Here is a 20,723-nt window from a genome sequence, read left to right as displayed (position 1 = left end):
ACCTTTTTACTTTTTACTTTTTACTTACTACTCAGCACTCAAATATGCAAATCCGTCGTCGTCAACCAAGCCCAGCTATTGATGTATCCGTAGTGCGCTATCAAGCCGCTTTGCCAGATGCCGAACCAAATAATATTCTGGAAAAAATTGTCTGGCAAAAAGAAATTGAAGTTGAGCAACTGCGAGAAAAAAAGCCTTTAAGAGAATTACAAAAGCAAGCACTTTCCGCACCGCCAACTCTGGATTTTGTTGCCGCCCTCAAACAAGGTAAGACAAAACCAGCGTTGATTGCAGAAGTGAAAAAGGCTTCACCGAGTAAAGGTGTATTACGCGAAGATTTTGACCCAGTGGCGATCGCTTTATCCTACCAACAAGGCGGCGCTAGTTGTATTTCTGTGTTGACAGATGTGAAATTTTTTCAAGGCAGTTTTGACAACTTAGCGAAAGTCCGGGCCACAGTTGATTTACCATTATTGTGTAAGGATTTTATTATCTATCCTTACCAGATGTACTTAGCTCGTCTCCAGGGTGCCGATGCCGTTTTATTAATTGCGGCAATTTTAACTGACCAAGACTTACAGTACTTTATCAAAATTGCCAAAGCCTTAAACATGGCAGCCTTGATTGAAGTCCACAGTCTAGAAGAACTCGACCGGGTATTGGCTTTAGATGGTGTCTCTTTAGTAGGCATTAACAATCGCAATCTCGAAGATTTCACCGTAGATTTGCAGACAACTTGTCAACTTTTACAAGCTAGGGGTGAACAATTACGCGATCGCAATATCGTGGTTGTCAGTGAATCCGGTTTACACACACCTGATGATTTGACTGTTGTTGAACAAGCAGGTGCAACTGCTGTGTTAATTGGCGAATCTTTAGTCAAACAACCAGACCCAGAATTAGCGATCGCGCAAATTCTACCCAATCATTAATCTAGGTGAAGCTATCTTGCTCTATTGAAACAGAGCAATGATAGCATGTTATATAAACAACATAATAATTACCGTACTTTCACCAGGGTTTGCGAAAAATTTATCGTTAAAAACACCCACGCCTTAACCAAAAGTTCATTTTTTATGTAACAATTCATGGCAAGAGATAAACTCTAACTAACACAAATTATACATTTGTAATATTAAAGCCACATGGAGCAAATTCCTCTACCGTCACCCATCCACTACGAATTAATACTCCAACTGTTAGAAAGACAAACCTTGTTAGCCGTTAATCAAAATCCCGATTTGCGACATCAGGTAAATCAACTCATCATCACCCTTCGCAAAGCAGCAGTCCAACAAAAACGGCTAGAAGAGATTTGTGAGGTAACATCTGTGGCTGTTGACCACCGTTGGTCACTCAACCACCATATTGCTGAGAAAGTGGTTGTACCTGACTGACAAAGATATTCAGCAATTATTATTTGATTTATAAATATGAGGTTAATATCCCCGACTTCTTCAAGAAGTCGGGGATATTGTTTGGAAATTGAAAAACTGGATTTTATAGTGAAGTGCTGAGTGCTGAGTAGGAACTAAGCATTTTCATGAGTTTCAGCCACCAACATAGTCCGAACCTATGCTTCGACTGCTATATCAATAAAAAATATAGTTGTTGTCAAGAAAAATACAGTTTAAAAAATAATTTTTTTGCTGTAAATGATATTACAAATTAGCTCAAAGATATGTTAATAAAATTCTACAAAATGTCAAATATTATTAATTTTTTGATTCTTAAATTGCCTATCATGGAGATAAGCAAATCAGGTTTTAGAAGAAATTATGCCAAAGCGTGTAATTAAAGAAGTAAATAGTTGGTTTGAGCGAGAGCGCATTGTCAATAACCTAGAAAGATTCCAGGATTTTATCATTATCTCATTATGCCTTGGCTTATTCTGCGTTATGCTGATTCGGCTTGGGGATATGTTCTTTTCATTTTTACACCCCTTAGATTTACGAGAAATTACATCTGATATCTTGTTTATTTTGATTCTGGTTGAGTTATTCCGGCTACTGATTGATTACTTACAAAATCAGCAAATATCAGTAGGCGCAGCAGTTGAAATTACAATAGTTTCGGCATTACGAGAAGTAATTTTACGTGGAGTATTAGAAATACCACAAAATCAGCTTTTTGGTATTTCGACATTTTTATTAGTTTTAGCAGTAATTTTCATTACCATACCTTTAATTTCCCGCATATTTGGTCATGTTAATAGCCATAACCATGAAACCTTATCCGATACAGAAATAGTTGCCAATAGAACTGTAGCTGCTGATGAAATATAATGCAGAAATTATGAGTGTTACAGTTGGCTGTAAATACCCCTTCGCCAGTAGGAATTAGAGGATATCGGCTTTCACTTCAGCAACATAAGTATAAATTAAATACTTATTGAATTTTTAAGTCATTTTTATCGAATTCTGATTATATTTACTCAAGCTGGAGCTAAAAAGATAAATCTCTTTTTTTGGAGAAATGCAAGCAATGAATCAGGTTGTCATCAATGACACAACATTACGTGATGGCGAACAAGCAGCAGGTGTCGCTTTTAACTTAGAAGAAAAAATTGCGATCGCCAAATTTCTCGATGCAATTGGTGTACCAGAAATTGAAATTGGGATTGCAGCGATGGGTGAAGCCGAGCAAAAAGCGATCGCCACAATTGTTGACTTAAATTTACAAGCTCATCTGTTAGGCTGGAACCGCGCCGTCATTTCTGATATTCAAGCTTCCATCGCTTGTGGTTTAAAGCGTGTGCATATATCTATTCCCGTCTCTGCAATTCAAATTGGCGCAAAATTTCAGGGAAACTGGCAATTAGTCTTACAAAAACTCCAAGATAGCCTGAACTTTGCTTTAGATAAAGGACTGTTTGTTTCCGTAGGCGGAGAAGATTCTTCCAGAGCCGATGAGCAGTTTTTGTTAGATACAGTACTTGCAGCTCAAGAATGGGGTGCATCACGGTTTCGCTTTTGTGACACTGTAGGTATTCTCGACCCATTCAGCACTTATGACAAGGTAAAAAAATTGGTCACATCCTTGTCTATACCCGTGGAAATGCACACTCACAATGATTTTGGTTTAGCCACAGCCAACGCTTTAGCTGGTATCAAAGCTGGTGCATTATCTGTAAATACTACAGTCAATGGTTTAGGTGAAAGAGCCGGAAACGCAGCTTTAGAAGAAGTTGTTATGGCGCTAAAACACTTATCTAAGATTGATTTAGGCATAGACACCCGACGTTTATTAGAAATCTCGCAACTAGTAGCCACAGCATCTGGTTATGGTTTACCCCCTTGGAAAGCAATAGTCGGCGAAAACACCTTTGCTCATGAATCAGGTATTCATGCTCATGGAGTCATACAAAATCCCCATACCTACGAACCCTTCGCACCCGAAGAAATTGGACAAGAACGGCGTTTAGTAGTGGGTAAACATTCTGGCCGCCATTTATTATCAAATGTGCTGCAACAACATGGGATTATTCTCAATAGTGAAGAAACACAATCTGTTTTAAATGCTGTACGACAAGAATCAACCCAGAAAAAGCGCAGCCTGACAACACAAGAGTTGTTATCTTTAGTCGGAGTTAAACAGTAATCAGCTTTCGTTGGGTTTCGCTACTGCTCCACCCAACCTAACTATTGTCTTATCCAAAATATCTTGGGTTAGTGTCAATTATTGCTATGGGTGTTGAATCAACTTGACCAACAGGCGCAGGTTTCATGTCTCGATAATCGAGGAATTGAACAAGAATTAGATAAGCAATAGCCAACAATACAGAAATTGCACCTGTAATAATGGCAACTATTTTAGAACGATTCATCAGTAATCCTAATAATGTAGACTTTTTGCTGTTCTCAATATCCACATTGCCACAAGATAAGTAGAGCGGCGTAAATATTTGTAGTTGGAAAAAGGCAGGAGGCAGAAGAATAGAGGTTTTGGCAAGATTCAGGACAAGCTCAGTGACCATCTTCACAGGCTAATTATATGCTGCTTCATATCGATGTGGTATTGCAGCTATGCAAAAATTTTGAGACCGTAAAAAATATTAGAGACGCGGAAGTTCGCGTCTCTAAGAATGTAGTATTAACATAAGATATAAATTAAATAAGTAAAATAACTAAAAGAAAAGTTAAATGGTGCGTTTGTAACTTCTGCGCCATTTTTCTAACTGATCAATTGCAATTGACTTAGTAACTACATTCATCCCGTTACCGCGCCATTCCACTTCGGAATCTGTTGTAAAAACACCACATTCTAACTGATTCAGTTTTATATCCCAATATTCACTAAATCTATTTTTTAAAGTAATTACTTGTTCAAATACTTTATTTCTGTGCTTATTACGTCTTTTTCTCTCAGTTGCGCCTGTAGCTTCTGTATCAATAAATTTCGTTTCGATGAGAAATAGATTACCTTTTAATGTCAGATAAACAAAATCACATTTTCCTAAATCGGTGTAATCTGCAATTGGTGATTTTTCAAATAACAGCAATTCGCAGCAGTCAGGAAACAAGTTTTTAATATTTAAAAATAAATAAGCTTGCAAAAGTAGTTCCTTATCGTAAGGAAAAACAATTACTCCTTCAAAAAACTGTTTGATATCTTCTTGGGTTTGTGGTTGAATTTTTTTACAATACGATACAAATCGATGTAAATCATTGGCAATCATCAAGCTCTAACTCCTTCACTTAGCAAATCTCCAACTCTCCCTAGCATCAAAAAATACCATTACAACCAAGAAATCATCATCCGCATAAGTCACTAAAAAAACGAATTTACTACAGTATTACTACGGTGTTATACTGTTGACGAAGGCATATTTAAGATATCAACTAGTTTTAGTAATTAAAAATCAGGTAATTTTTCTTACCCAATCTTGCAAAGTTTCTGATCAACTACTAGTTAATTGTTTTACATGAGCGAGAAATCTGGCATTTTGTAGTGCTAAAACCGTTGAGCGAGAATCTTGCACCCAAAATTGTCTGCCAAACCGAACAAGTTGCCGAGAACTACCAGCTTGTACAATGCCTATGACAGGGACTTTGGCTTTTTCTCTGTCACCTGATATTTCTTTTAAAATTGTGCGTAGGCGATCGCGTTCTTCAATTGTGATAGCTTGTTGAGGCGTGAGTTCTACCATCACCAGTTGCACTGTTTCTACGGGTTCAACATCTTCCACAATTAATTGCACTTGTTCATCACGTCTATCGACTTTACCCCAAATAATTAATCTGGCATCAACTTCTAGTGCAAGACTCACCCGTTCATAAGTTTTAGGGAAAACCACAGCTTCTAATTGTGCAGTTAAATCTTCAATCTGCAAAATTGCCATTGGATCACCTTTTTTGGTCATGACTTTTTTGACATGATTTAACATCACAACCGCACAAAGTAATGTGTCTTCTTTCTGATCACCAAGTTGTGATAAATTAATTGGTGCTAAAATCGAAGATGAGTTTTTAATTGATTTAAGCGGATGGTCTGAGACATAAAAGCCTAACAATTCTTTTTCCATCTGCAACTTTTTCTGCGGCGGAAAATCAGGCACAGGTTGGGCTTTGGGTGCCGAGTCAAAGACATTATTGTTAGTTTTATTAGTAGATGTAGAAGCAAATCCACCGCCTAATAAATCAAATAAGTTACCTTGACCACTGGCTCTATCTTTAGCGCGAGATTGCGCCCAATCATAAACAAGTTCTAGGTCTTTAATTAATTGGTGGCGATTTGGTTCAAGTTTGTCAAAAGCACCGCAATAAATCAGTGATTCTAAAGTGCGGCGGTTAACTGCACGCAAGTCAACGCGATCGCAAAAGTCAGATAATGATTTAAACACCCCTTGGTCTTCCCGCGCTTCTAAAATACAAGCGATCGCATTCTGCCCCACATTGCGGACAGCAGAAAAACCAAATAAAATCTTATCGCCCACGGGTGTAAAATCTACACCAGAACGATTAATATCCGGCGGTTCGATTTGAATATTCATACTCAAACAAGTCGAAATATATTTCTGCACCTTGTCTGTGTCACCACTGTTAGCCGTTAACAGGGCTGCCATATATTCTAAGGGATAATTTGCTTTTAAATATGCTGTTTGATAAGTGACATATCCATAAGCAGTAGAGTGGGATTTATTAAAGCAATTAGAAGCGATGAAATTATTTTTAATGACAAAATTATGGTCTTGTTCTACCCCAATGTCATAGACATTTGACTGACCAACATATTTACGCGTAATTATTTTAACCATCTCTCTTTTCCCCGACGCAAACTTAATAAAAGCGAATAATATTACTTTAATGATTTATCAACAACCAGACTTAAAAGTTTACTTCCCTAACGGCTACTCATCTCCTCTTACTCGACAATAACTGAAATTTATAGCTAAGTTAATAGTCTAAGTTTTATAATTTGCAAACATCCAGTTATCAAGTATATATTTGCTGTTTTGGGAAAGGATGACATACATCTTGCACCTGACGATTAAAATCGCACGCCAGTTGCTTCAAGTCGGGAAACCCGCCCAACGCACTGGCTTGGCTACACGAACAAAGCCTGCCTCCGCAGGCTCAAAAGGCTTGACTTTACGTTAGTCCGCCTAGGCGGACTTTGTTTTTATAGCCGCGAATTCCATTCATCGGGGCTAGGTGCAAGATATGTGATGACATACTTCCCCGCAATATGTACTAAAATCAATGACTTGAGTTACCAAGAGAGCAGTCATGGCATCCATACGCGAGTTGCACGAACAGCTAGTTAAAAAAGAACGTTCCGCCGTTGAAATTACCCAAGAAGCTTTGGACAAAATTCAAGCTTTAGAGCCGAAATTACACAGTTTCTTGCATGTAACAGCACAACAGGCGTTAGAGCAAGCTCGTGCTGTAGATGCCAAAATTGCTGCGGGTGAAGAAATTGGCTTGTTAGCGGGGATTCCGATTGGCATTAAAGATAATATGTGTACCAAAGGAATTCCTACTACCTGCGGTTCCCGGATTTTGGAAAATTTTGTGCCACCCTATGAGTCTACAGTGACGCAAAAATTGCTAGATGCTGGGGCTGTCACGGTGGGCAAAACCAATTTAGATGAATTTGCAATGGGTAGTTCGACCGAAAATTCTGCCTACCAAGTTACAGCTAACCCTTGGGATTTAACGAGGGTTCCTGGTGGTTCATCTGGCGGTTCAGCCGCCGCCGTAGCTGGGGGAGAATGTGTGGTTTCTCTAGGTTCTGATACTGGTGGTTCAATTCGCCAACCGGCTTCTTTTTGTGGTGTTGCTGGTTTGAAACCAACCTACGGACTGGTTTCACGCTACGGTTTGGTGGCTTACGCTTCATCTTTAGATCAAATTGGCCCTTTTGGACGCTCTGTAGAAGATACAGCAATTCTGCTCCAAGCGATCGCAGGCTACGACCCCAAAGATTCCACCAGCCTGAAAGTCGACATTCCCGATTATGTGGCTTCCCTAAAACCAGACTTCAAAGCTAGAAGAAAACTGCGAATTGGGGTAATTACAGAAACCTTTGGCCAAGGCTTAGACTCAGTGGTTGAAACGGCTGTTACCAAAGCCATCGACCAATTACAAATGTTGGGCGCAGAAATTCATACAATTTCTTGTCCGCGTTTCCGCTACGGCTTACCCAGCTACTACATCATTGCTCCATCGGAAGCATCAGCCAACCTCGCACGTTACGACGGTGTGAAATACGGCTTACGCACACCCGATGCAGATAATTTACTGTCAATGTACAAGAGTACCCGCGCTAGTGGCTTTGGAACCGAAGTTAAACGCCGAATTATGATTGGTACTTACGCCCTATCGGCCGGGTATTATGATGCTTACTATCTCAAAGCCCAAAAAGTCCGCACCCTGATTAAACAAGACTTTGAAAATGCGTTTAAAAAAGTAGATGTATTAATCACTCCCACCGCTCCCACCACAGCATTTAAAGCCGGCGAAAAAACCACAGATCCTTTGAGTATGTACTTAAATGACCTGATGACCATTCCCGTCAATTTAGCTGGCTTACCGGGGATTAGCGTACCTTGTGGTTTTGATGACAACGGTTTGCCCATTGGCTTGCAAATCATTGGCAATGTCTTAAGAGAAGACCAAATTCTGCAAATAGCTTACGCTTATGAGCAAGCAACTAATTGGCATTTACGTCAGCCAGCATTGTAGTGCTAAGTTTGTGCCTCGCCATATCATGTCTGATAAAAAGTAGAGACGTTGTATACAACGTCTCTACAGAATTTATAGAGTGCAGTTTGAATTAATGAACTATTGACCGTTAACCTTGGGCTGTTGACTGTTGACTTGAGGGGTGAATGTGACTTCCTTGATTTTCCCGGAAGTTCCCAAGGGTGTTGCTGGTTGATTGTTCACAGAAACCAAGACAACACCAGCATTTCCAGAACGCACAGTCAACTGTTTTTTGGCTGTCCAGGTTTTGCGTTGTCCTTTGTTTAAGTTACCCACAAATTCAGTTTTACCGTCTACTTTCACTTGTAACCAAGATTTACCTTGAAGTTCTAAGGTAACAGCCACAGCTTGACTCAAACTATCTTTGGGTGGTGCAATCACAGCTATGGGTGTTGGGGGATTTTCGGCTGGTGCTTGATTAGCTGATGGTAAAGATTCGGTTTTAGGTAAGGGTGCAGGTTGAGATAAGGCTGCTGTTGTTTTTTTAGATGTTCCTAAGTTAAGTTTTTTAACAAGAGATTCGGCAGAAAATTGGGGATTAAGTACATACATAAGCCCACCAGCCGCCACCAATAATAAAACGGTGTAAGGAATGAAGAGTGGTAAAGAAAATTTACGTTTTGAGGCTGCTTTGTGACCAGAGGTTTTTTCAACCATTGAAGGTTGAACTTCAGTGGAAAAAGTTTTGGCTAACGATGCACCATCTAAACCGATGACATCTGCATAACGACGGATAAATCCTTGAATATATACAGGTTCGGGTAATTCATCGAATTTGCCTGTGTCTAAAGCTTTTAAGCAAGCAAGGCGAATATTGGTTTTAATTGCTACCTGCTCTAGTTGAATAGATTTTTCCTGTCTGACTTGTTTTAAAGTTTTACTTATTTCTTGCAACTGTTCTTTTTGAACGTCTTCTAAGAGGCTCACGACCTTCTCCTAAAATTAACTTACGTTTACTATTTAACGGAAGAATTACTAAATTTCCGAATCCTGAATTCTGACTGCTGAATTCTTCTCCAAGAATCCCAAATTGTTTTTGACTCTATACTCTATACGAAAACAACAAAAACTGCTATACAAGTAATTTTTAAAGCATAAAATTACTTGTATGAAAATACGTAAGCAGCAATTGTTATTTTTATTCAAGTCTAGGCTGTTACTTGTTTTTGGAATATTTGTGGCGATCGCCTACTGTAGTATCAGTCTATTTCTGTTTTTCCAGCAAACCAAGTTCATCTTTTTTCCCTCCAATTTCATTGAAAAGACACCAGACTCTTTCAATCTGCCTTATCAAGAAGTCTGGCTACCTGTAAAAACTAGCTTGGGAAAGGTGGAAAAAATCCATGCTTGGTGGATTCCAGCCAACCAGCCCGATGCCAAGGTGTTGTTATATCTGCACGGGAATGGCCTGAATATTGGCGCAAATATAGCGCATAGTCAGCGATTTCATCAACTAGGATTTTCGGTATTGCTGATTGATTATCGGGGATATGGTCGCAGCCAAGGCGATTTTCCTAATGAAATGCAAGTCTATCAAGATGCTGCTACTGCTTGGCAATATCTGACGCAGCAACAAAAAATTCCCCCCCAGCAAATTTTTATTTATGGTCATTCTTTGGGTGGTGCGATCGCTATTGATTTGGCGGTGAAACACCCCGAAGCCGCTGGGTTAATCGTAGAAAGTTCTTTTTCTTCCATACGCGAGATGATATCTACTCGCAAATGGTTTTCCGTCTTTCCCATCGATTTAATTTTGACACAGCGTTTTGACTCAATCAAAAAAGTGCCACAGTTGCAAATGCCAGTTTTATTTATTCATGGCACTGCTGATTCTACTGTACCTGCTTACATGAGCCAAAAACTTTATGATGCTGCTCCTGAACCAAAACAGCTAATTTTGGTTCCCAATGCCGACCATAACAATACAGCTGTAGTTTCTGGTGGTAAATATCTGCAATGGATACAGTCATTTGTGCAGAAGGCTAGTATGTAATATTACTTAGTTCTTAATCTTGCCTTCTTTCCTTTTGGTAAGTATACCTAAAATAAGCAAAAATCTGGGATTTCATAGATAAATATCCTGATACATTATCTAAAGCGCAGGAGAATTTATACAACTAGACTTTCTTGCGGTATGGGGAGTGGTTTGTATTATGAGTATGGCACCTGCATATTTATTAAAAATTCTGGGAAATCCTACTATCGAAATTTCGCAAGCAGAACTGCGATCGCTACTGGGAGAAATTGAGTCTCAACTTCATCGCAGTCAGGTTTATCGTCAAGCTGTGACTAAACTACAAACATTACTTGGTTCTTCCGAAGAAGCCAAAAACTTATTTAAGGCTGTCGGTAGAGAAGCCATTAGTTTAGTCTTCCAGAACTTTGCACACCACGCGAAAGTCGCAGATAGCAATCAACAAACAAACACAGAATCAGAACAATCTAGTGATGTTGCTAATAGTATTTCCAGCCATCATTCAAATACAGATATATTATCAACACCTTTGGTAACGGAAAATACCAGTAATCCTGCAACCCAAAATCCAGAAAGTTCAACTAAAAAGCATCCCACAGCAAAACTCATGAACTGGCTGCAACCCAATCAAAAAAAAGCGAGTGTTGAACTAGCCCAGCAACAACTAGCCGCACAACGGTTAGAAATCATGGGTCAAATTGGTCAACAACTACGCCAAGCCCGTGAAGCTAGAGGCTTTTGTTTGAGAGATTTGAGTATCTTTACTCACTTACCAACTCATCAAATGGAAGCAGTCGAAAATGGCGATTTAGATTCATTACCAGAGGATATTTTAGTTAGAGGATTTATCCGGGTGATGGGTAATGCTTTAGGACTGAACGGCACAAGTTTGGCTAACTCGTTACCAATGGTTAACACTGTGCCATCAGTTATACCTTCTTGGTCTCAGCCTAAACATAATTCCCCTAGTACGGGGTTAGAACTACGACCGATACATTTATACTTAGGCTACACAGCCTTGGTAGCTGGGACAGTAGGAGGGTTATCTGTCATGTCTCAGCCGGGAAAAATTGACACTACTGTTAATCCAGATGTGAGTCCGTCTTCGTCTATTTCCAACTCAACCCAAAGTCCTGAAATTAATACTAAACCAGGTATTAAGTCGAGTAAGACTGGAATTAGTGTCGGTTCAGATATTGCCCCGCCGGAAGCACTGTGAGGAGTGCTGAGTGGGGATAGACAAGGTTGAGGGGGTAGACAAGGTAGAAAGATTACTCCCTTGTCTCCCTTGTCTCCCTTGTCACCCTTGTCTCCCTTGTCCCCCTGCTCCCCGCCCCCTGCCTACAAAGTGATACTATATCTTTGTAATCAAAAGCCCCTTATGACACCAGACCCTTATGCTTGGATAGAAGAATCATTAGCAACCATCCATCGGGCGGACTGGTATCGTGCAGTACAAACTTTAAGCGATCGCCCTGGTGCGACGGTGATTTTGGCGGGGCGAGAGGTGATTAATTTTGCCAGTAATGATTATTTGGGCTTGGCTGGGGATGAAAGGTTAATTGCTGCTGCTATAGCCGCCACTAGTGAATTTGGCACTGGGAGTACAGGTTCTCGGTTACTCAGTGGACATCGACAATTACACAGAGATTTAGAAAAAGCGATCGCATCTCTCAAACAAACTGAAGATGCGATTGTCTTTAGTTCAGGATATCTGGCAAACTTAGGAGCGATCGCAGCTGTTGTTGGGAAACGTGATTTAATTCTTTCTGACCAGTACAATCATTCCAGCCTAAAAAATGGTGCCATTCTCAGTGGGGCAACCATCACAGAATATCCCCATTGTGATGTTGTTGCTTTAAAAACCCTACTCAGCCAACAACGGCAAAACTACCGTCGTTGTCTAATCATTACCGATAGCGTCTTTAGTATGGATGGCGATTTATGCCCTTTGCCAACATTGTTAGCGATCGCTGAAGAATTTAACTGTATGCTGCTAGTTGATGAAGCTCACGCAACTGGGGTCATGGGTCAAACTGGCGCGGGGTGTGTGGAATTTTTTGGCTGTACTGGTAAGCAGTTAATTCAAATTGGCACTTTAAGCAAAGCTTTAGGTAGTTTAGGCGGTTATGTTGCTGGTAATACTCACTTAATTGATTTTTTACGCAATCGCGCCCCGACTTGGATTTACACCACCGGACTTTCCCCAGCCGATACCGCCGCAGCTTTAGCCGCAGTTGAGATTATCCAACAAGAACCCCAAAGGCGAATGCAATTGTGGCGTAATGTCGATTACCTCAAAAATCTGATGCAGCAGCAATTACCCCAACTAAAGTTATTACCAACAGAATCACCCATACTTTGTTTTCAATTACCTAGTCCAACTGATGCACTCCGCGTTGGTAAGCACCTCAAAGATGCAGGTATTTTTGCCCCTGCAATTCGTCCACCCACTGTCCCAACCAGTCGCATCAGAATCTCTGTCATGGCTACCCATCAAACAAAGCATATAGAAGCATTAGTCACTGCATTAAAAAGTATTCTTCCTCATCTGTGAGTTTACCTGCTGTAGCAATCCTATCTGAGTTGTAAAAAATATTCTTTATAACGAACCGCATAGACGCGTTAGCGGCTTCCCGCAGGGTAGGACGCAAAGGACACAAAGAAGAAGAATAAAGAGAAGAAAGAGAATTTTACAAATAATTTAGGATTGCTATATATCGAAATTACTGCTATTCATCCCACAGCCATCACATCATCAAGAACTGACAATTTATCCGGAATTTAAAAATTGAGTTTTGTAGCTTTCCGTATCCACACAGCAATTATTTCAGTCATTAATCTGAGAATACGGAAATGGCAATCAAACAACTATCACAACTTAATTTAGCTGCTTATACCGCCAATAAAACATTTTATCCATCTCCCAATGCTTGGGAAGACCAAGTGTTTTATTTTATGATGCTCGACCGATTTTCTGATGGTAAGGAGAATGGATATAAAGATAATTTGGGCAAGATTGTCTCTAATGGTGTAACTCCCTTATTTGCAGGTGATCAAAATAATGCTACCCGCACGCCAGAAGGCGCAGAACGTTGGCGTGAGGCGGGTGTAAAATACGTTGGTGGTAATCTTAAAGGACTAACTAGTAAAGTCGGATACTTGAAGCGGTTGGGCGTATCTGCTATTTGGATTAGTCCCATTTTTAAACAGGTATCTTTTCAAGAAACATATCACGGCTACGGTATTCAAGATTTCTTAGAAATTAACCCTAAATTCGGTAGTGGTGAAGATTTGCAAGAGTTAGTGCAAACGGCTCATGCCAATGGTATCTATGTAATTTTAGATATTATCCTCAACCATTCTGGGAATATTTTTAGTTACGAAGCTGGTAATGTTAATTACAATGGTACACCCTATCAAGTCAAAGGTTTTAATGACGCAACAGGTAAACCTAGCATCCCATTCCGCAAAACAGACCCCAACAAGCCTGCAACTTGGCCTCAAGAAAATGATGCAATTTGGCCTGTAGAATTTCAAGATCCATCTTTATATACTCAAAAAGGACGTATTAGAAATTGGGATGGCTATCCAGAATTTTTAGAAGGAGACTTTGAGGATTTAAAAGATATTCATCATGGTTTTGGTGGACTGGATGATTATGTACCATCTCCTTCGCTCAAATATCTGGCTCAGGTGTATAAATATTGGATAGCCTATGCAGATATTGATGGTTTCCGCATTGATACTGTCAAACACATGGATAAAGGTGCAACGCGCATTTTTGCTTCGATGATTCATGAGTTTGCTCAAAGCATTGGTAAAGAAAGATTCTTTTTGCTTGGTGAAATTACTGGCGGAAGAAGGAGAGCATTTGAAACTTTAGAAGAGACAGGTTTAGATGCTGCTTTAGGTATTGATGAGATTCCTGACAAACTGGAATATTTGGTTAAAGGATATCGTAACCCTAGAGATTACTTTAGTTTATTTCGTAATTCTTTACTGGTGCAGAAAGAATCTCACATTTGGTTTAGAGATAAGGTCGTGACGATGTTCGACGACCATGACCAAGTACGTAAAGGACAAAACAAAGCAAGATTCTGTGCAGATAAAGACGCTACAAAAGTAGTACTGAATGCTTTAGCACTCAACGCTTTAACGCTGGGTATCCCTTGTATTTATTATGGTACAGAACAAGGTTTTGATGGACATGGAGATAGCGATCGCTATTTGCGCGAGTCTATGTTCGGCGGTGAGTTCGGCGCATTTGGTACTAGAGGCGTTCACTTCTTTAACGAAGACAATTATATCTATCAAGAAATCTCCCAAATTCTCAAAATTAGAAGCGAGAAAAAAGCTTTAAGTCGTGGTCGTCAATATCTTCGTCCCATTTCTGGTGATGGCGTAAACTTTGGCTTACCCCAAATCATTGGTAACGAAATTCGTTCTGTTGTTCCTTGGTCTCGTATTCTCAGCGACCAAGAAATAGTCGCCGCTATCAATACCGACTATTATCAACCTCGTGAAGCTTGGGTGACTATTGATAACGAATTACACAAAGAAGGTGATTTCCTGACTTGCATTTACTCTACCGATAAACAACAAGTCGGACAAAAGGTGAAAATTGCAGCCAGGAATGGTAAAGCTGTGAAAATTACTGTACCTGCGGCTGGGTTTGTCATTTACGAATAAATTTCTTTTCACTACCAATCTTCTCTCCTTGTAGAGCGCATATATATAGATATGCGCTCTTTTATTATTTGTATTGCGGGAGCGATCGCAATTACCAAACTTTTATCACTAAAATATTTTTGGGATAAATATTATATGTAAAAATAACTGATTTAATCATACAATTTTTCACTGAACAACAAAATTTATCCTAGCTCAGTATGAAAAACATCTTTCCCAACTTACATAGTAGATAAAACACTACGCCAGCAAGCTGAACTGTTGTAGTTCCTCATTTAGCCTCTGTCTGACTACAGTCTGGACTGAACAACATTTATATAAGATATCTTTTTTGATAGCTAAATTTTTGTAAAAAACAAATATTAAAATTTTCCAATGAGCGATTCCGATACGATTACTATCATGGACTGTGATCAGGAACTAATTAATCTGCCGGGTTATATTCAACCATTTGGTGTCCTGTTAGCTTTAGAATTACCCCACCTGAAGATTCTACAAGCTAGTGAAAATACAAATGAATTTTTTGGGATTTCTGCAACCGATTTAATTGGGCATAATTTAAATTTTCTCTTCGCCACAGAACAAGTCCAATCAATTATTGATTCTCTGCAACAAGAAATATTTCCGTTTGTTCATTTGTTGGAATTAAAACCTGAACTGCACCAATTTCATGGAGAAAATAGGCAGAAATTTTATCTTGGAACTATACAGCGATCGCAAAATTTTCTGATCTTAGAGTTAGAACCACGTTCCCATACACAAAGCAGTCCATTCCTGGGATATTGTCATCTTTTAGAACAAACAGTTTCCCAGCTAACCACTGCTAGAAATTCCTTAGAACTATTTCAAATTATCGTCAAAGAAGTGAGAAAAATTACTCACTTTGACCGGGTGATGCTCTATAAATTAGAAGCCGATTACAGTGGAGTTGTGATTGCAGAAGATAAGCTCAATCATCTCGAAAGTTATTTAGACTTACATTATCCTGCTTCCGATATTCCCGCCCAAGCTAGACAACTTTACACCAAAAAATGTTTACGATTAATTCCAGATATCAATTATCAGCCAGTTAAATTAATTCCGTCTCATCTAAGCTTAGATTTAAGTACAGTAACCTTAAGAAGTGTTTCACACTGGCATCTAGAATACTTACATAATATGGGTGTAACAGCAACTCTGTGTATCTCCCTTGTCAATCAAAATCAGCTTTGGGGGATGATTGCTTGTCACCATTATACACCTCAAAATGTTGATTATGAAATTCGCAAAATTTGTGAATTTATTGGTCAATTTGCTTCAATTCAATTACTCAATCAGCAAGAAAAAGAACTAAATTTTTATCGCCAACAAGTTAAAATAATTCAAGAACAACTCAGACAAGCCTTATCTAATGAATTAGACTACATTGGCAATGTCTTTAAACGCAACGAATCTAATTTATTAAACTTAGTGCAAGCTCAAGGTGTAGCCATCTTATTAGAAGAACAATTAACTTTAATTGGCCAAACTCCTTCAGAAAGTGATATGAGAAAGCTGATAAGTTGGCTTTCTGAGCAAAACCGTCAAGAAATTTTTTATACTGACTCCTTACCAGAAATCTACCCCATTGCCAGAAAATTTAAAAATAAAGTTAGTGGTCTCCTCGCCATTTCAATTTTTCTGAATCAAAGGTCTTATCATATTATTTGGTTACGACCAGAGCAAGTCCAAACTGTGAATTGGGCGGGAAATCCTCAAACATCAATTTCTATAGCTACTGATAATAGGTTACATCTTACTCCTCGCAAATCATTTGAACATTGGAAACAAACAGTAAAAGATAAATCTTACCCCTGGCAAGCATTTGAAATTGAAGTTGCACAGGAAATGAAAAATAACTTGATGTTAGCAGCTTTAGAATTTTCTCATGTGGCGCTTCAGCAAGCAGCTGAACAAGCAGAAATTGCTAACCGTGCTAAAAGTCAGTTTTTAGCCAAGATGAGTCATGAATTGCGTACACCACTCAATGCCATCTTAGGTTTCACCCAAATTATGAATCGTAATAGTTCTTTATCGCAAAACGACCAAGAACATCTAGACATTATTAGTCATAGTGGTGAACATTTATTAGCTTTAATTAATGATGTTTTAGAAATGTCAAAAATTGAAGCTGGTCAACTCACTTTAAATGAAAGTTACTTCGACTTGTATCGGTTAATTTTATCAATTCAAGAAATGTTTGCCCTCAAAGCTTCCGATAAAGGAATCAACATCATTACTGAGTTTAGTCCAGAGGTAAATCAATATGTTTATGGTGATGAAGGTAAGCTGCGACAAATATTAATTAACTTACTGGGCAATGCCATTAAATTTACAGTGGTTGGTTATGTGGCGCTGCGAGTTTCCTATGCTGAATATGCCAAACAATCCGGCAAGGTAACTGTAAAATTTGTGGTAGAAGATACTGGCCCTGGAATTGCCAGTGAAGATTTAGAGTTAATTTTTGAAGCATTTGCACAGGCTAAAGGTGGAAGACAATTTATGCAAGGTACAGGCTTGGGACTAGCCATTAGTCGCCAGTTTGCCAGATTAATGGGCGGTGATGTACGCGCTCAGAGTATCTTAGGCCAAGGTGCAACTTTTACTTGTAGCATACAGATGACTATCGCTGAGAAATTGGATGTTTTACCTGTTACACAGGTTACTAGGCGCATTGTTGGTTTAGAACCTGGTCAACCTAGATACAGAATTTTAATTGTTGAGGATGTTTTAGAAAATCGCCAATTAATGGTAAAACTGCTGAAATCTGTTGGTTTTGAGGTTTGTGCAGCGGAAAATGGTTTGATGGCTGTTGATATCTGCAAAGCTTGGCAACCCCATCTAATTTTAATGGATATACAAATGCCTGTGATGAATGGTTATGAAGCAACTAAGCAAATTCGCGCTCATACTCAAAATAAAGTTTTAGCAATTATCGCGTTAACTGCCAGTGCTTTTGCCGAAGATAGAGAAGTTATTTTACAAATAGGCTGTGATGATTTTGTGGCTAAACCTTTTGAAGAAACAATTCTCTTGGAGAAAATGGCACAATATCTCGGTGTACGTTATGTTTATGCTGAAAATCATCAGCACAAATTACCAGATTCCAAACATCAATTGCAAAAAATAACATCATCTGATTTAGCAGATATGCCAGCAAATTGGCTTGCTCAGGTTTATGAAGCTGCATTAATTATTGATGAGGAAAAACTTTATCAACTTTTCCAAGAAATTCCTGTTAATAAACATCAACTTGCAGAGGCTTTAAAAGATTTAGTTGATAACTTTCATTTAGAAACAATTATTAATTTGCTCAAAAATGTTTTAAATTAAACAATATTAGCACCTCATAATTAAAGAAAACTAAACTAATAAATTATGTCTTTATCTAGATTGACAATTGATTCTGCTTTGATTTTGCTAATTGATGACACACCAGATAATTTACGTTTGTTAGCGAAAATCCTAGAAAACCACGGTTTTAAGGTTAAAAAAACTGTCAGTGGTAAAATTGCAATTCAGGCTGCCCAAATAGAACCACCTGATTTAATTTTACTGGATATTAACATGCCAGAAATTAATGGTTATGAAGTATGTCAGCAATTAAAGTTATACCCAAAAACTGCTAATATTCCTATAATTTTTATTAGTGCGTTAGACCAAATTACAGATAAAATTAAAGCCTTTGAACTAGGTGGTGTCGATTATATTACTAAACCTTTTCAAGAGTCGGAAGTGTTAGCGCGGGTGCAGAACCAACTGATTATTTATGAGCAGCGAAAAATGCTGCTGGCTCAAAACCAACGCTTACAGCAAGAAATTCAAGAACGTCAACAAGCCCAAGCAGCTTTGCAAGAACTTAATCAATGTTTTGAACAACAAATTATCCAAAGAACTGCGGAATTACAAAGATCCCTAGAGTTTGAAGCAAGATTAAAACGGATTACAGATATAGTTCGTGACAGTTTAGATGAGAAGAATATTTGGCAAGCAGCGGTGGCAGAGTTGGTAGTAGGCTTGGAACTAGATTGTTGTTATGCCACTATTTGTAATAATGATTTAAAAACTTGTGTTGTTGCCTATGAATATCACAAAAATAGTGAGAATGATTGTGTAATTAATTGTATTAAGCAAATAAAAACCTGGGTTGAATTTCCCGCAACAATGCGAACAAAACACAGTACACAATTTTGCTGGTATTTTCTCAATGACAAACAGGAAATTGAGCGAAAATATGCAATTTTATTATGTCAAATTTTTGATAATCAAAAAACTTTAGGGAGTTTGTGGTTGTTTAAATCAGCAGCAAAAGCCTTTGATGAATTGGAAATTAGATTAGTCAAACAGTTAGCCAATCAATGTGCGATCGCTCTCCGTCAAGCTCGACTTTATCAGGCAGTGCAAGCACAAGTTGAAGAGTTACAAAAACTCAATCAATTAAAAGATGATTTTCTCTGTTCTATCTCTCATGAATTACGCAATCCCATAGCGAATATTCAATCATTTATTCAATTACTAGAAACGGAATTAACAAGTTTAAATTACCATAATCCCAAGATATTGCAGTATCTGGCAATTTTACATGAAGAGTGCCAAGGTGAACTTCAGCTAATTCAAGATTTACTAGATTTGCAGTATTTAAATGCTGAGTTTTATCCCTTACAATTTACGACGATTAACTTGGGTGATTGGATTCCTTACACAATAGAAGTATTTATTATTCAATCTCAACAACAGCATCAGAATGTGCAGATTCAATTGCCTCCTGACTTACCATTGCTAACAACTGATATATCTAGCCTGAGCCGCATTCTGCGCGAGTTAGTTAAAAATGCCTGTAAGTACACGCCTGCTGGAGAAACTATTACAATCACTGCTTTCCATCAAAATGATCACCTCCATCTTTGCGTGATTAATTCTGGTGTAGAAATTCCGGAAGCTGAACTATCTCGGATTTTTGATAAGTTCTACCGCATTCCCAATATCGGACATTTAACATCTGGTGGTACTGGTTTAGGGTTGGCATTGGTGAAAAAATTGGTAGAACACTTGGGCGGTTCTATCTTTGTGAAATCACGCCCAAGAGAGATTTGTTTTACCTTGGTGTTACCGTTGCTGACTGAATGTAACTATAGGGGCGAAAGGGTGTAGGAGTATAAGGGTGTATGTATCCAAAACCTTGACACCCTTATACCCTCACACCCCTACACCCAGTATCTCTACGTAAGTCCTAGTTTTAAGAAGAGATTATGAGGAAACTTGACGACTCAGGGGTTTTATAGTACAAAAATACTAAGATAATTTGCCGATCGCACACGCACAACAATACCAGCAGGAGCGCCAAGTTAATGAAGCTATCGAAAATAGACTTAAGCAGTTTAGTAGGGATTGCTCATTCTGACGGATACTTGCAATTATTACTCGATAGAGGTGATGAACTGGAATTTTTAGAAATTCCTGCACCAGTTCAAGCTTATGAAGGGTTACAACACCTGAATGAGATGGTGGCAGAAACGCTCACCTTGCCTGTGCTGGAAGAACCGATTGCGATGCTACCAGTCAGTTCATCAATGGCGATCGCAGTGGGATATAGTGAAGGCGATCGCATCTTACAAGTAGAATTTCACAACGGTGCAGTCTATCAATATGCGGAAGTAGAGCCAGAAACTTGGGAAGATTTACACGATGCTGACTCTGTTGGTGAGTTTTTCAATCAAGAAATTAAAGGTCGATATCTGTCAGAACGGGTAGATTAGCAGGAGGCAGAAGGCAGGAGGCAGGAGGCAGGTAAAAGAGAACAGGTGACAGGGAATTATCTGTTCCCCAACTTT

17 protein-coding genes are annotated in these 20,723 nt (G+C 38.8%); 13 read left to right on the top strand and 4 right to left on the bottom strand.

Going from position 1 to position 20,723, the window contains the following annotated elements; genetic code table 11:
* Nucleotides 1-44 precede the first annotated feature (44 nt).
* The 4 genes from trpC to nifV all read left to right on the top strand — a co-directional run bounded on the left by trpC (nt 45) and on the right by nifV (nt 3,600).
* On the top strand, nt 45-932 hold the full coding sequence (gene trpC / locus H6G75_RS07360) for an indole-3-glycerol phosphate synthase TrpC (protein ID WP_190979289.1): 888 nt from the start codon (nt 45-47) through the stop codon (nt 930-932).
* A gap of 213 nt (nt 933-1,145) precedes the next feature.
* Complete coding sequence (locus H6G75_RS07355; RefSeq protein ID WP_015111101.1) at nt 1,146-1,397, top strand: DUF5340 domain-containing protein; 252 nt, start codon at nt 1,146-1,148, stop codon at nt 1,395-1,397.
* Between the two features lie 381 nt (nt 1,398-1,778).
* The gene (locus H6G75_RS07350) at nt 1,779-2,285 is read left to right on the top strand and encodes a phosphate-starvation-inducible PsiE family protein (RefSeq protein WP_190979288.1); all 507 of its coding nucleotides are present in this window, start codon (nt 1,779-1,781) and stop codon (nt 2,283-2,285) included.
* A 199-nt stretch (nt 2,286-2,484) separates the two neighbouring features.
* Complete coding sequence (nifV, locus tag H6G75_RS07345; protein WP_190979287.1) at nt 2,485-3,600, top strand: homocitrate synthase; 1,116 nt, start codon at nt 2,485-2,487, stop codon at nt 3,598-3,600.
* Between the two features lie 49 nt (nt 3,601-3,649).
* On the opposite strand, the gene H6G75_RS07340 is transcribed toward nifV, so the two are convergent.
* The 3 genes from H6G75_RS07340 to H6G75_RS07330 all read right to left on the bottom strand — a co-directional run bounded on the left by H6G75_RS07340 (nt 3,650) and on the right by H6G75_RS07330 (nt 6,256).
* A complete protein-coding gene (locus H6G75_RS07340; RefSeq protein WP_190979387.1) occupies nt 3,650-3,826 on the bottom strand; it encodes a hypothetical protein in 177 nt (58 codons plus the stop codon).
* Nucleotides 3,827-4,138: 312 nt separating this feature from the next.
* Entirely contained in the window at nt 4,139-4,678 is a 540-nt protein-coding gene (locus tag H6G75_RS07335) for a hypothetical protein (RefSeq protein ID WP_190979286.1), read from the bottom strand.
* A 222-nt stretch (nt 4,679-4,900) separates the two neighbouring features.
* Entirely contained in the window at nt 4,901-6,256 is a 1,356-nt protein-coding gene (locus H6G75_RS07330) for an OB-fold nucleic acid binding domain-containing protein (protein WP_190979285.1), read from the bottom strand.
* A gap of 208 nt (nt 6,257-6,464) precedes the next feature.
* Here H6G75_RS07330 and H6G75_RS33455 point away from each other — a divergent pair, with 208 nt between their 5' ends.
* Both H6G75_RS33455 and gatA read left to right on the top strand, forming a co-directional pair.
* Entirely contained in the window at nt 6,465-6,599 is a 135-nt protein-coding gene (locus tag H6G75_RS33455; RefSeq protein WP_277884075.1) for a hypothetical protein, read from the top strand.
* Nucleotides 6,600-6,728: 129 nt separating this feature from the next.
* Nucleotides 6,729-8,186 carry an Asp-tRNA(Asn)/Glu-tRNA(Gln) amidotransferase subunit GatA gene (gene gatA, locus H6G75_RS07325; RefSeq protein WP_190979284.1) on the top strand — a complete coding sequence of 486 codons (1,458 nt, stop codon included), beginning with the start codon at nt 6,729-6,731 and terminating at the stop codon, nt 8,184-8,186.
* Nucleotides 8,187-8,285: 99 nt separating this feature from the next.
* Here gatA and H6G75_RS07320 read toward each other — a convergent pair whose 3' ends face one another.
* The gene (locus H6G75_RS07320; protein ID WP_190979283.1) at nt 8,286-9,134 is read right to left on the bottom strand and encodes a helix-turn-helix domain-containing protein; all 849 of its coding nucleotides are present in this window, start codon (nt 9,132-9,134) and stop codon (nt 8,286-8,288) included.
* 181 nt (nt 9,135-9,315) lie between these two features.
* Between H6G75_RS07320 and H6G75_RS07315 the strand changes: the two genes are divergently transcribed.
* From H6G75_RS07315 to H6G75_RS07285, 7 genes are all read left to right on the top strand, one after another.
* The gene (locus tag H6G75_RS07315) at nt 9,316-10,200 is read left to right on the top strand and encodes an alpha/beta hydrolase (RefSeq protein ID WP_190979282.1); all 885 of its coding nucleotides are present in this window, start codon (nt 9,316-9,318) and stop codon (nt 10,198-10,200) included.
* Between the two features lie 160 nt (nt 10,201-10,360).
* Complete coding sequence (locus H6G75_RS07310; protein ID WP_190979281.1) at nt 10,361-11,401, top strand: RodZ family helix-turn-helix domain-containing protein; 1,041 nt, start codon at nt 10,361-10,363, stop codon at nt 11,399-11,401.
* 162 nt (nt 11,402-11,563) lie between these two features.
* Nucleotides 11,564-12,739, top strand: coding sequence for an 8-amino-7-oxononanoate synthase (gene bioF / locus H6G75_RS07305; RefSeq protein ID WP_190979280.1), 1,176 nt, complete (start codon nt 11,564-11,566; stop codon nt 12,737-12,739).
* A gap of 299 nt (nt 12,740-13,038) precedes the next feature.
* Nucleotides 13,039-14,874 (top strand): alpha-amylase family glycosyl hydrolase, encoded by a 1,836-nt coding sequence (locus tag H6G75_RS07300; RefSeq protein ID WP_190979279.1) that lies wholly within the window; start codon nt 13,039-13,041, stop codon nt 14,872-14,874.
* Nucleotides 14,875-15,249: 375 nt separating this feature from the next.
* On the top strand, nt 15,250-18,225 hold the full coding sequence (locus H6G75_RS07295) for a response regulator (RefSeq protein ID WP_190979278.1): 2,976 nt from the start codon (nt 15,250-15,252) through the stop codon (nt 18,223-18,225).
* Nucleotides 18,226-18,270: 45 nt separating this feature from the next.
* A complete protein-coding gene (locus H6G75_RS07290) occupies nt 18,271-20,043 on the top strand; it encodes a response regulator (RefSeq protein WP_190979277.1) in 1,773 nt (590 codons plus the stop codon).
* Nucleotides 20,044-20,240: 197 nt separating this feature from the next.
* Nucleotides 20,241-20,648 carry a KTSC domain-containing protein gene (locus H6G75_RS07285; protein WP_190979276.1) on the top strand — a complete coding sequence of 136 codons (408 nt, stop codon included), beginning with the start codon at nt 20,241-20,243 and terminating at the stop codon, nt 20,646-20,648.
* Nucleotides 20,649-20,723 lie beyond the last annotated feature (75 nt).

This window comes from Nostoc sp. FACHB-280 (genome assembly GCF_014697615.1).
GTDB lineage: Bacteria > Cyanobacteriota > Cyanobacteriia > Cyanobacteriales > Nostocaceae > Nostoc_B.
This window is presented reverse-complemented; position numbering and strand designations above follow the sequence as displayed.

Excerpts from the sequence above, each read along its gene's own strand:
- trpC (WP_190979289.1), top strand. The coding sequence starts at position 45 with ATGCAAATCCGTCGTCGTCAACCAAGCCCAGCTATTGATGTATCCGTA.
- H6G75_RS07355 (WP_015111101.1), top strand. The coding sequence starts at position 1,146 with ATGGAGCAAATTCCTCTACCGTCACCCATCCACTACGAATTAATACTC.
- H6G75_RS07350 (WP_190979288.1), top strand. The coding sequence starts at position 1,779 with ATGCCAAAGCGTGTAATTAAAGAAGTAAATAGTTGGTTTGAGCGAGAG.
- nifV (WP_190979287.1), top strand. The coding sequence starts at position 2,485 with ATGAATCAGGTTGTCATCAATGACACAACATTACGTGATGGCGAACAA.
- H6G75_RS07340 (WP_190979387.1), bottom strand. The coding sequence starts at position 3,826 with ATGAATCGTTCTAAAATAGTTGCCATTATTACAGGTGCAATTTCTGTA.
- H6G75_RS07335 (WP_190979286.1), bottom strand. The coding sequence starts at position 4,678 with ATGATTGCCAATGATTTACATCGATTTGTATCGTATTGTAAAAAAATT.
- H6G75_RS07330 (WP_190979285.1), bottom strand. The coding sequence starts at position 6,256 with ATGGTTAAAATAATTACGCGTAAATATGTTGGTCAGTCAAATGTCTAT.
- H6G75_RS33455 (WP_277884075.1), top strand. The coding sequence starts at position 6,465 with ATGACATACATCTTGCACCTGACGATTAAAATCGCACGCCAGTTGCTT.
- gatA (WP_190979284.1), top strand. The coding sequence starts at position 6,729 with ATGGCATCCATACGCGAGTTGCACGAACAGCTAGTTAAAAAAGAACGT.
- H6G75_RS07315 (WP_190979282.1), top strand. The coding sequence starts at position 9,316 with ATGAAAATACGTAAGCAGCAATTGTTATTTTTATTCAAGTCTAGGCTG.
- H6G75_RS07310 (WP_190979281.1), top strand. The coding sequence starts at position 10,361 with ATGAGTATGGCACCTGCATATTTATTAAAAATTCTGGGAAATCCTACT.
- bioF (WP_190979280.1), top strand. The coding sequence starts at position 11,564 with ATGACACCAGACCCTTATGCTTGGATAGAAGAATCATTAGCAACCATC.
- H6G75_RS07300 (WP_190979279.1), top strand. The coding sequence starts at position 13,039 with ATGGCAATCAAACAACTATCACAACTTAATTTAGCTGCTTATACCGCC.
- H6G75_RS07295 (WP_190979278.1), top strand. The coding sequence starts at position 15,250 with ATGAGCGATTCCGATACGATTACTATCATGGACTGTGATCAGGAACTA.
- H6G75_RS07290 (WP_190979277.1), top strand. The coding sequence starts at position 18,271 with ATGTCTTTATCTAGATTGACAATTGATTCTGCTTTGATTTTGCTAATT.
- H6G75_RS07285 (WP_190979276.1), top strand. The coding sequence starts at position 20,241 with ATGAAGCTATCGAAAATAGACTTAAGCAGTTTAGTAGGGATTGCTCAT.